This window comes from Vibrio eleionomae (genome assembly GCF_009874545.1).
In the GTDB taxonomy this organism is placed as follows: Bacteria; Pseudomonadota; Gammaproteobacteria; order Enterobacterales; family Vibrionaceae; genus Vibrio; species Vibrio nitrifigilis.
The window spans coordinates 63,502-75,935 of record NZ_WEKT01000002.1; the positions used below are offsets into that span (position 1 = coordinate 63,502).

A 12,434-nucleotide genomic window follows, 5' to 3' on the forward strand; every position below is an offset into this window, starting at 1 on the left:
TGTTGGCATCCTCTATTTTCTATACGGTATCGCATAGAGGAGATGTCCATGACGTTTAATCATTTCTATTCTTTAGCTCCTGAAGTACTTGTAACGGAATTGCCAACGTATGAGCAACAAGAACAAACGCCACACGAGACGGAAACTCTTCGCCAACAATGGGTGAAACAGGCACAGGAAGAAGGTGGGTTATAATCCACCTTTTATACTGATCAAAAAAGAGCACTTGCGTGCTCTTTTTTTAATTCATGCGGATCATCATGGATAACTACTGAACTTTGAATTGCCCGACTACATTGGATAGACCGTTTGAGGTTTCTCCAAGGTTCTGACTAATACGGTCAGTATCATCCGCATTCTGATTCAATTGGCTAATTAACTGCTGAATTTCAGCCATATTACGGCTGATTTCTGACGTTACATGGCTTTGTTCCTCTGCTGAGGTTGCCATTAGCGTGTTAAGGTCATTAATCTCAATGACAGATGCTGTCATCGTGTTAAGTGACTCCATGACCTTATTCGTATTATCCGCGGTGGCTTCACAACTGCGACGAGTTGATTCCATTTTAGTGACAACACTATCTGTTGTTTGACGCAACTTACTCAACATTTCGTTAATTGTACCAGTGCTTTGCTGAGTACGGCTTGCTAGCGCGCGCACTTCATCAGCTACCACCGCAAAACCACGCCCTTGCTCTCCGGCACGTGCTGCTTCAATGGCTGCATTCAACGCAAGCAAATTGGTTTGCTCAGCAATTTCACCTATCACTTGCAGTACGCCTTCGATGCGTTTGGTATCGTCGCTCATGGCCGAAATGGTAGAAGCCATATCTGTCACGTCCGTTTCCAAATTATGGACACTGCCTACCGCTTCATTGATAACAACTTTGGATTCGCCAGCATAACTACTGGTCGTTTCCGTCAGTTTAGCGGCATCAGAGGCACTCTGTGCAATCGAACCTGCCGTCGCATTCATCTCTTCAATGGCAGTAATAACCTGTTCTGTTTCAACTGTATGCGCACTTAATACTTGCACGTTCGATTTAGATTGATTGCTCAATTTTACTACCGCACCATCAATATGCGATGCCGAATCAGACACTTGAATAAACATGCCTTGTAGTTGCTCGATAAAACGGTTAATTGATTGGCTAATTTGGCCTATTTCATCGTTAGATGCGACATCCAACCGTTGGGTTAAATCGCCATTACCTTGAGATAAACCAGCCACTAGTGCTTTTAAGCGCATCAGAGGCTTAAATGCTAAATGAAGTAATGCGATACTTAATGAAATCACCACAGCCGCGCAAATCAAAAGCGCTAACGTGATTTTCCAGTTTAAAGAGGAGGTATTTTGTTGGATACGGGCGTTATCGATGTAGCCATTCAATTCCCACTCATTATTAGCAACATTGATCGTTTGACTAATCTTAGTTAGGTTATCGCCTTGCTTATTACTAAAGATAGTGGTGCCATTCTTGGAAATAAGCTCTAAATAACTGCCATCTAACGCGTACTGTTTCAGCACATTTTGAAGGGCACTTAAATCAATAACAAAGAAATCAACAGAATCATCAGGGCGGCGTTGAGAGATTGTGATGGTTGGATGTTCACCTTCCATCATCACTTGGCTTACTTTAGCTTTATTCGTTTGCTTGTCGGCAGCCGTCACATAAGGCTGAGCCTTATCGTCATCCATATTACCGGTTGAATCAAACGCGTAACCATTCACGACTTTGACAATACGAAAGAAACCGGTGGTTTTTTTTGTATCAGCGATGTCCATCATACTAAAGTTCAAACTTTTAGCGAGATTGACTTTCGTCTTCAGTTCACTCTCTAGTTTTTGGTTAACTAATTCAATGTTGTGTTTAATATTTTGTGTATCGGTCTGTTTTATATAATTGCTAATGAAATAATTAACACTTAAATACGAAACGAAGATCGTTACAGTAATAATGGCGACAATGACAAGAATTATCTTGTTCTTAAACGAAAAACTTCGCATAACACCTTATATCCTTCAAAGTGATTGACTGTTTTATTCACTACCAGAACCATAAAATCTACCGACAATAGGTACACTACACACATCCATAACGACAATGAAATATGTGCAAAAACTGACCTACCGCCAAGCTATTTACAAATTATGGGCATTCATGCAGTGCTTCTAATGACTAACGATTGGCATATTATTTTTATTTATAAAACACATGCTATTCGAGCTTGCACTCTGTTGCAATCCTAAAAGAGTATTATTCTACCTATTTTGGCCTATTTATCGGACAAAATAGAGAAAATCGCCGCGTAACTACGCTAACTAACGCTTAAAACGACAATAAAATATGCATCGTGTTGCTATTAAGTAATCGATTTAAATAGAACAAAAACGCATAGACTTCTTCGTATACCCAAATGACCTCAAAATGCAGGATTCAGAGCTTCATCAACGGGCCTAGATCAAGCTCAATCACGGCAGGAATGGCCATTCCCTTTCAACGTGATTGGGCGTAGAAATAGGCTTGTTGATGAGCTCCCGAAGGGCGAGTTTTATTCGCTCCTAGACTGTGTTACTGATTTTCAACGTAGAATTCCTATGTCTTCAAACCAGCGCCTTACCTAAGAGCGAATATGTTCTCGCTGAAACAGCATATTGAGGTTGCTTGGGTATAAACCCAAATGACCTCAAAATGACCTCAAGATGCAAAATGTTTGCAATCGAGTCGTTGCCGTACTGACAACTCACACTAATATTTGTTTTGATTTAGCGACATTACTTTTATAGAGTCCAAACCACGATGTAATTTTTATTGTTATTTGCTAGACAAGTTTGCATATTAAGTGGTCGAACAAACCTAAATTTGTGGCAAGGTTGCCATTGGCTATTGCAACCTTATAAAATTCACTTTAGGTTATAGCCGTCTGAACGTCTTTACGTTTATGCATAGATTAATTTGAAGAGGTCTACTATGTTAAATCAAGCTGTGAACATTCTCGACGGTGGGATGAGTCGTGAAATCGAAAAGCGCGGAGCGCCTTTCCGTCAACCGGAATGGTCAGCGCTAGCGCTAATCGAAACCCCAGAAATTGTCCGCGATGTTCACCAAGCCTTTATTACGAGTGGAGCTCAGATTGTGACAACAAACAGTTACGCACTGGTTCCCTTTCATATTGGGGAAGAGCGCTTTCATCAAGAAGGGCAATTGCTCGCTTACCGTGCTGGTGACATGGCTCGCCAAGCAGTACAACTTACTGGTAATCAAGCGCAAGTTGCTGGTTCTTTGCCTCCTCTATTTGGTTCATACCGTGCCGACCTATTTGATGCAGAACATGTTGAAGAGATCGCTACCCCCATCATAGAAGGTTTGGCACCGCATGTTGATTTATGGCTCAATGAAACGCAAAGCCTGATTGCCGAACCCACTGCTATAAAAAGTCTGCTAAAGAAACTAGGTCACGCTGATAAACCGTTTTGGGTTTCTTTTACTCTAGAAGATGAACTGGTTGCAGAAGTGCCAGCGCTCCGTTCTGGAGAATCAGTCGCTGAGGCTATTAAAGCAATGGTCGAGGTTGGCGTCGACGCGATTTTATTTAACTGCTGTCAACCAGAAGTGATTGAAGCAGCATTAGTCGTCGCGAAACAAACACTCGTCGAGCTCGGCAAAGCTGATATTCCTTTAGGTGCCTATGCAAATGCCTTTGCGCCACAATCTAAAGACGCCGCGGCCAATGAAGAACTCGATGAGGTGCGAGACGATCTCACACCACCTGCTTACGTGCAGTGGGCGGAAAAGTGGCAAAAGGTAGGGGCAAGCCTTATTGGCGGCTGTTGCGGTATTGGAACGGAACACATTGCAGAGCTTAGCCGCCACTTCTCAAAATAACCGATAGAACCTCCTTTCCTTTACAAAAAAGGCGCTTCTCATTCTTGAGGAGCGCCTTTTTTTACTACGCTAGAAATCATCAGTTAAACTATTTAGTGACTCTTTAATATCCTCCAGCATAAAATGTGATCGATTGCATAATTATTAACCACGCCATATGAAAAATCACACAAAATTCATATTTATCAATCATTTAATAAAACACAAACCGTTAAATGAGCTGAGATAGTGATCTCATTCATGCTTATTTGGTTGCGTTAATATGATTCGGTTAAGTCAGTTATAACACACGATTTAATGCTCAGCAGTGGTTTATATATTTATTATAAATACTAATAAAACAATTACTTATATAACGTAAACAACCTCTAACCTATAAGTGTATTTATGCAATTAAGAGAACAACTAGCGGAGCGTATTGTTGAGCGGGCGCAAAAGATCATCAAATATCCACTCAATGTTATGGATGAAACTGGCATTATTATCGCCTCGACAAATCACGCAAGAAAATATCAAAAACATGGCGGCGCGGTTCTCGCGTTAAGTGAACTTAAAGCCATAGAAATTGGCGACTCCATGCTTCCTGAATTTACCAACGCCCAACCAGGGGTTAACCTCCCTATTATGTTTAAAAATGAAGCCATCGGTGTTATTGGCATATCCGGACCTCTAAAGGAGGTTCGACCCTTTGGGGAATTGGTAAAAATGTCAGCTGAAATGGTGGTGGAATATACATCAATGGTCGAAATGACTCGCTGGAGCGAACGAAGACGTGAAGAGTTTTTGCTCGAATGTATCGATCAAACGGTTTCTCAAGATCATCTTATTGATATGGCCGCCCAGCTAAAAGTCGATATTTTTAACAAACACGCAGTCTGCATTATTGAAGCAAACAACAGTGAACATCAAAAACATATTGCTCAAGTGTTAAACACTTGGTCGCGGCAACGGCTTAAAGCAGAATATTCTCATAAAACGACATTAGTGCTATTTAAAGCATGTGATATTAAACCTGAGCAAAATACTGTTGATGATTGGCAGAGTTTGCAAATGCATTTAAAAGATGAACTACGTATTCCATACCACTGTGCATTAGGAAATATTTACGATCATCCGTACGAAATTCCCTTCGCATTTGAAAGTGCGATGGCAGTGTTAAAATCAGGGATGCGTCTCAATCCAGATGAGCGCTTTTATCAGTACAGCGATTATGAAATACCGTCGTTATTCGAAGGCACATTCTCCGCGTGGCAAAAAGACAAGCTCATCGCCCAAGCCGGTCAGTTAGAATTAGCGGATCCAACCTTAATTCACACGTTACTCATTTGGTTCGAGCACGATTGTGATGTAAAACAGACCTCAGAACATCTTTATATCCATCCCAATACCCTCCGCTATAGACTGAAGCGAGTGGAAGATATCTGTGATATTAATTTGCATCACTATAAAGATGTTTGTCGGCTCTACTTCAGCTTAATTTTGTAGGCAAAATATACGGATTTTTAACGTAGATAACTATGGTTACAAATCAGAACCTAGCCTCAAAGAGAATACTGTCTTGCGCCAACATTATTTCAAGGTGACTTGGGGGTATGTAAGTATGAATTCGGTTTGAAAACCAAGCCGCGCAAGTACGCGGCTCTGCTCATGGCTAATCAAGTAACAGGAGCGGGGTTAAATACAGCTAGCGCATTGTGCAATCCCCACTTATCTGAATAGGTTAATTGCCGACCGCTGGCGACTTTCAAAATGGTATGGAAGATCTCCCAGCCTTTTTCTTCAATACTATGTTCACCTGTCGCGACGGTACCTGCATTGATATCCATTAAATCAAACCAACGGCGCGCTAACGAATTTCGCGTTGCCACTTTGATAACGGGTACGGCATCTAACCCATACGGTGTACCACGTCCTGTGGTAAACACTTGCACCGTAATTCCAGAAGAAAGTTGCTGAGTGCCACAGACAAAATCACTCGCGGGTGTTGCCGCAAAGATCAACCCTTTTTGGGTGGGGCGCTGACCCGGGGAAAGTACCTCCACAATCGCACTACTGCCAGATTTTGCGATAGAACCCAGAGCCTTCTCAACCACGTTCGCTAAACCGCCCCGTTTATTCCCTGGTGAAGGATTTTCCCGGCGATCAGTTTGCCCAAGACTGAGGTAATCATCGTACCATTTCATCTCCTCTTTCAGTCGTTCTCCGACCTGCTGGTCACGACAACGAGGCCCTAATAGATGCACAGCATCACGTACTTCAGTAACTTCGGAAAACATGACTGTCGCACCACAGCGAACCAGTAGATCACTCGCATACCCAACTGATGGGTTTGCGGTCACTCCAGAAAAGGCATCACTGCCGCCACATTGCACACCAACGACCAAATCAGAAACCGGACAAGGTTCGCGGTGACGTTGATTGAGCTTATCTAAGTGGGTTCGTGCCGTTTCGAGAATGTCATGAACCATAGATTGAAACCCGACATGTTCTTCACTTTGTAAAGTAATGATACTGGCATCATCAATATTGATGCGTTGATCAGAGTCAGTGCCGAGCAGTAGCTTATCCGGTGTCAGTTTTTCACAACCGAGCCCGACAACGAGTACTTCACCACCAAAATTCGGGTTCATCGCTAGGTTATGAATGGTCCGTATTGGCACCACAGAAGCTGGCGCATTAATCGCGACTCCACAACCATATAAGTGATTCAACCCCACCACCCCATCCACATTCGGATAATGAGGTAACAGTTCACGTCGAATCATATCGACCATGTAATCAACGACGCCCGCAACACAGTGCACACTGGTGGTAATGCCAAGCAGGTTTTTGGTTCCGGCGCTGCCATCAGGATTACGGTACCCCATGAAAGTGTACCCAGCCAGTTCAGGCAATGGCTCCGGAACCTTCGTTGCTATAGGGATGGATGTCAAAGGAGGCGCTTCCGGTAAATCCACGACAAATTGGCTGATCCAATGACCCGTCTTTAATGGTTGATTAGCATAACCAATCACTTCGCCGTAACGAAGTATCGCTTCTCCTTGCTCAATGGGCTCCAACGCCACTTTATGCCCTTCTGGAATATCTTCCTCAAGAATGAGGCCTGGGTATAGTTCTGTTCCTTTGGGTAACCCACCATCAGTCACAACAATAGCAACGTTGTCATCTGGGTGAACTTTTATATATTTGGGGGATTCAGTTTTCATAGGCAGAGGCTTATTGTTATTGAATTAACTATAAAATTACCGAATTACCCGATAAATAGCATCAGTACTTATCTCAATAATACCGCCTATTTTTTAGCCTTATCTTGTACAAACAAACAACAAACCAAATCTAAATCACACCATCCCTTGCATGTTGCAATATCAGCCTGTCATTAGTTTTTATAATGCAAAACTAATACAGACCAATAGTAAATCATCAGCTTATGTCACGTAATTTATCGTAAATTCTGGTTATTTCCTAAACACAATATGAACAGAGTATAAACTGACAAACACCATGAAATGGATAATAAAGTAGCATATTAAGTGATGTTTATTTAGATAAATATGTTGTTATAAACATATATTTATCATTATTTACTAAAAACAAAATCAATGAGTTATTAAAAATTAAAAATATTATTAACCAAAATCAAAGTTGAGATGCAGTGTTTCATGTAGCTTGCTCGCCATATTAATTATAAGCCTATAGAGCCACCTGATAGGAACAACCATGCTTCTTTTATACAAGAACAAAACGGTCGGTTTTCAATTTCGAGTCATCATGACTGCGTGCTTGTTAATCGCCTTTTCAGCTATTGCAGCTTTGGTTTACCAAAATGCATCCGATGTATTGCTGAACTCGACCTTGAAAGAACAACAATCTCGAGTGGAAGCTCTTGCAAAGAGTATCTCTAGTCAGTTCGACGCCTATTTATCAAATAGCCGCACACTGGAATCTACTTTTCGTAATGGCTATTTGAATGGACTCACTCGCGCTAATTCTACTGTTCATTTTGCAGGGCACGATATTCGTGATCTTACTGTGGATGGACAAAGTTTAATTGGCCAATTTTCACTCGTCGATCGTTTCTCTCATGACACCGGAGCAGTAGCCACATTATTTGCGCCGGTAGGTAACGATTGGCTACGCGTTTCAACCTCATTGAAGAAAAACAGTGGTGAACGTGCTGTAGGCACCTTTTTAGGTACAAACCACCCAGGCTATCAAAAATTGATGCAAGGGCAGCCTTACTATGCTGCCGTTGACTTATTTGGCGTACGTTACATCACTTACTATGCGCCAATTACGAACCGACGTGGCCGAATTATCGCGATTTCATTTGTTGGGGTGCCCGTTGAAAAAGCGGCTCAAGATACCTTTGAAGCATTAAGCCAAGTGAAATGGGGTAAAACTGGTTACAGTATTGTGGTTGACAACGATGCTCATAACCTTGGTCATTACTTACTCCACCCAACCTATACAGAAAAAGACCCTTCGATAATTTCACAAGCAGATGCCGTAGGGGGACATCCATACAAGACTATTTTTGAACATGATAAAGGTACCATCATTTACAAGTTCAAAAATGAACAGTATTCCGGTGATAAATACCTTGTATATGCAACAGTTCCAGGTTGGAACTGGAAATTATTAGGTGGCACTTTTATTGATGAGGTCACCCAAGCCAGTCGTGATTTACTGACTCAAATTATCATCGCATTTCTGATTGTGGGTGCTGTTACGCTTGTCATTATTTCACTATTTATCGCCAAAACGACCAAACCATTACATAAAGTATCTAGCTACATGGAACGCTTAGGAAATGGCGAAGTAAGCCTAGATATACGCAGTGGCGACACACGCTCAGCGAATGAAATGGTTCGCTTACATAACAGTGTTGCTTCAATGGCAAACCGCTTAAGTGAATTGGTTTCAGACATTCAATCTTCCAGTAATCAGGTGCAAGCCCATTCTGATAGCGTGATGAGTGATGCGACCAATAATTTAGCCCAAGCAGATTTGCAACAAAGTCAGATTGAGCAAGTTGTTACGGCCATTGAAGAGATGGCGACATCGGCTCAATCAGTGGCACAGCAAGTGGAAGCCATCGCGAGTAACGTACGTGAAGCGGACATAAGCACCCAATCTGGCTTATCAATGGTTGAGGAAGTGTGTGTCGATGTTGCCCAGCTTAACGATCAATTAGATCAATCAGCACAAGCCATCCAGCAAGTCAGTACCGACAGTGCGAGCATCCAAACCGTAACCAAAATGATTGATGAAATTGCAGAACAAACCAACCTACTAGCCTTAAATGCTGCCATTGAAGCGGCTCGGGCAGGAGAGCAAGGCCGAGGGTTTACCGTCGTCGCTGATGAGGTGAGAACCTTAGCACATCGTACTCAAGTTTCCGTTAAAGATGTGGTCGATATTATAGGGGAAACTAAAGCATTCGACGAGTAATGCCGTTGAGCTCATGCATCAAAGCCAAGCGAATTCCAATCGAGTGTTGCAACGTGCTCAAGAGGCAGGTTCATCATTAGAATCTATCGCGGGTCAAGTGCGCGATATTGCCAGTCAATCGGATACCATTGCAGCGACGGCAGAAGAGCAAGCACAAGTTTCTCACCAAGTCGCATCCAGTGCTGCAGAAATCAGTGAACTCAACAGCCAAACTCGTGAGGTAAGTGCTCAGACAAAACGCAGTGCCTCAGAGCTTTCTGAGCAAGCAATACATCTAAAAGCACAAATGGATTATTTCCATTAACAACAAAAAGCCAAACGAGAACACAGGATTGTGTTCTCGTTATTTATTGACGAGCTCAATTCCATCAAGAGACAAATTCTTAGTCGATTAAACCTGCCACACGCTTAACTAAACTTTAAATTGAGTAACGCGCTGCAGCATATTTCTCGCAATATTGGTCACTAAATTGCCCGAATCGGACACTGATGTCGCGGCACTGCGTGATTGGTCAATTAACTGACGTAAATCATCAACACTAGTATGAACGGCTTGAACTACTGATGCCTGCTCTTCTGTGGCTGTCGCTACCTGCAAATTCATCTCTTGCACCCGCCCAACTAAATGTTGAATGCGAGAAAAAGCTTCGCTGACTTTATCTGTCATATCAACGGATTCGGCCATCAATTCACTGCCTTGTGTCATGGCTTGCTGCGTTTCTTTCACACCATCGATCAAGCCACCCACCATAGATTGAATATCTTCTGTCGATGCCTGAGTTCGCTGGGCGAGCGTTCTTACTTCATCGGCAACAACAGCAAATCCACGCCCTTGCTCTCCTGCCCGAGCCGCTTCAATGGCAGCGTTAAGCGCAAGAAGGTTGGTTTGATCAGCAATACCACTAATAATATCGAGTACCGCGGTTATCTTATCGGTATCCGAAGCTAGCGAAGCGATACGATCAGTTGCTGAATTTACGCTCGTAGACAACTTATTGTTAAGTGAGCGGTTTGAATCAATCAGTGTCTTCCCATCAAGCGCAGCTTGTCTGGCATCTTCACTTTCTGCCGAGGTATTTTGGGCATTCGATGAGATTTCTTGTACGGACACGTTGATTTGCTCGAATGAACTAAATAGTAACCCTAAGTGTTCTTCCTGATTGCGCCCTATTTCTAGCGTCTGTCGCGACACACTTTGCAGTGTTTCACTATCTCTGTGTAACTCTTCGACATCATGAACAACATGACGAATCAGCCCCTGCAATTGATCTAGCAATTGGTTCATACTTTGACTGAGCATTCCTAGTTCATTTTGGCTTTCGACAGGTAATCGGGTGACTAAGTCACCTTTGCCCTTAACAATATCGTCGACCAGCTTTTGAATCGCTCCAATCGCAGAAGAAATAGAATTTGGAATAATAAACAGTAGAACCAAACCCAGCACAACGGAGGCGACCGAAATGATCATCGTCCACATCTCTTTTTGACTGGCCAACATCACAGATTGAGTATGAGTCTGTTTGGCGCGCTCACCCAACATTTCACCCGCAATATCATACATATCACGTAAAGTATCGAACTGTATTTCTGAGTTTTTAAACCTTTCACGGACTACCTGCCGCCCTTCTGTATCGACTTGTTCAAACACCAGTAATGCAGAAGAGTGCCATCGATCGTACTGAGATTTGAACCCATTCAATTTGTTGGTGATATCGGGATACAGTGCCATTAAACTCAAGTATTGATTCATTCGTTCGAGCGCTTGCTGAGCATTTTCATCAAATGATATTTTTGCATCTTTAATGACTTCGCTACCGAAAATAATTGAGTCTTGCTGTGCTTTAAGCGCTTGATATAGATCGCGATCCGCATTAATCACAGCGCTTTGGGCAACTAACAAACGAGTCGCGAACAAGTCAACATTCTCGTTTAGGTGCTTAACCGCTAAAAAATTAATGATACTGACCACGAGTAACAACGCAGTCAGCATAAAAATCGCCAGACCTATCCGAGCTCGAATAGTGAGTGCTTTTAACATGTCAACGATATCCTTATTGTGTTATCAATATTGACCTGGCCAGACATGAATATTCTTTTTATAATAGATACCCACGATGATAGATGGCCATTAAAGCCCTGATTAAGCTTGACCAGTACTCATTGATGACGCTCTGAATCCTACATTAGACGACATCTGGGTATAGTTAATATATTAGTAATGAAGTCATCAATTACCACCTCTTAGGCAATTAAAAATATAAAAAAAGGGATAAACCGTTAGGCTTATCCCCTCATACATTGTACTTACTTTACGAACAACTCATCTCAACTAACGATTTACCGATCAGTTGCTCAACACGTTTGTCACAACCATCGCCAAAATGTTGTTCTGATAATTTATACAAACGTTCCAGCTCATTATGAGCAAAATCATTGGCTCGTTCCGCGGTAACAATATGATGAAATAACAATCGTAAAATAGCGGTAAACTCTGAGTTCTTTAACGCATTGTTCCAGCTCACTGCAAATTTCTCTAGATCATGATCGAAATCCAAATGAGTAATCATCATTTTAAAAATGCGACCATCGAGAGCAGACGCGAAGTCTGTTTTTTTAGGGAAATGGTGGCTAATACCAGTGCGCGACACGCCAGTCTGTTGACTCAACGTGGTATATGACATTTTGTCATACCCCAGTCGAATAAGCTGATCTACGACGGCATCCATGATCTTCTGAATTGTCACTTCAGTATCTTCTTTACTACGCTTTGGCATCTTAAGGGCTCTACTTAAATATCTCTAAAACATTACCATTCAAAAATATGATAAACACTTAACTCCTATGCATATTTGTAGTCAATATGGAGATATCGATTATGCGCTCAGTTACACACAACAGCCCATTTTTCTAATAAGTGTTACAAAAATATCAATAAATGTGCTTGATTCATTCGCATTTTTAGCGAAGTTAACTGCGTACTTTGTTAGCTCACTCGATAATTGAACCATTTAACTAGATTATTATTGTGCAGGAGTAGCACATGCAATTTGTTACACATGTAACTGGTGCAAATATATCGGTTTCAAGTGTATC

7 protein-coding genes and 1 pseudogene are annotated in these 12,434 nt (G+C 42.0%); 4 read left to right on the plus strand and 4 right to left on the minus strand.

The window, feature by feature from the left end:
• Positions 1–48: 48 nt before the first annotated feature.
• Complete coding sequence (locus F9817_RS01560) at positions 49–195, plus strand: hypothetical protein (protein WP_161153205.1); 147 nt, start codon at positions 49–51, stop codon at positions 193–195.
• 73 nt (positions 196–268) lie between these two features.
• Here F9817_RS01560 and F9817_RS01565 read toward each other — a convergent pair whose 3' ends face one another.
• Positions 269–2,008, minus strand: a complete 1,740-nt coding sequence (locus F9817_RS01565; protein WP_161153206.1) for a methyl-accepting chemotaxis protein — start codon at positions 2,006–2,008, stop codon at positions 269–271.
• Between the two features lie 964 nt (positions 2,009–2,972).
• Between F9817_RS01565 and F9817_RS01570 the strand changes: the two genes are divergently transcribed.
• Positions 2,973–3,887, plus strand: coding sequence for a homocysteine S-methyltransferase family protein (locus F9817_RS01570; protein ID WP_161153207.1), 915 nt, complete (start codon positions 2,973–2,975; stop codon positions 3,885–3,887).
• Between the two features lie 387 nt (positions 3,888–4,274).
• Positions 4,275–5,372: a CdaR family transcriptional regulator gene (locus F9817_RS01575; protein ID WP_161153208.1), complete on the plus strand. Its 1,098-nt coding sequence runs from the start codon at positions 4,275–4,277 to the stop codon at positions 5,370–5,372.
• A 170-nt stretch (positions 5,373–5,542) separates the two neighbouring features.
• Here F9817_RS01575 and garD read toward each other — a convergent pair whose 3' ends face one another.
• Positions 5,543–7,093: a galactarate dehydratase gene (gene garD / locus F9817_RS01580; protein ID WP_161153209.1), complete on the minus strand. Its 1,551-nt coding sequence runs from the start codon at positions 7,091–7,093 to the stop codon at positions 5,543–5,545.
• Positions 7,094–7,607: 514 nt separating this feature from the next.
• Between garD and F9817_RS01585 the strand changes: the two are divergent.
• Positions 7,608–9,645 (plus strand): annotated as a pseudogene (locus tag F9817_RS01585) (methyl-accepting chemotaxis protein).
• A 108-nt stretch (positions 9,646–9,753) separates the two neighbouring features.
• Here F9817_RS01585 and F9817_RS01590 read toward each other — a convergent pair.
• A complete protein-coding gene (locus tag F9817_RS01590) occupies positions 9,754–11,379 on the minus strand; it encodes a methyl-accepting chemotaxis protein (protein ID WP_161153210.1) in 1,626 nt (541 codons plus the stop codon).
• Positions 11,380–11,650: 271 nt separating this feature from the next.
• Positions 11,651–12,115 (minus strand): TetR family transcriptional regulator, encoded by a 465-nt coding sequence (locus F9817_RS01595; RefSeq protein WP_161153211.1) that lies wholly within the window; start codon positions 12,113–12,115, stop codon positions 11,651–11,653.
• Positions 12,116–12,434 lie beyond the last annotated feature (319 nt).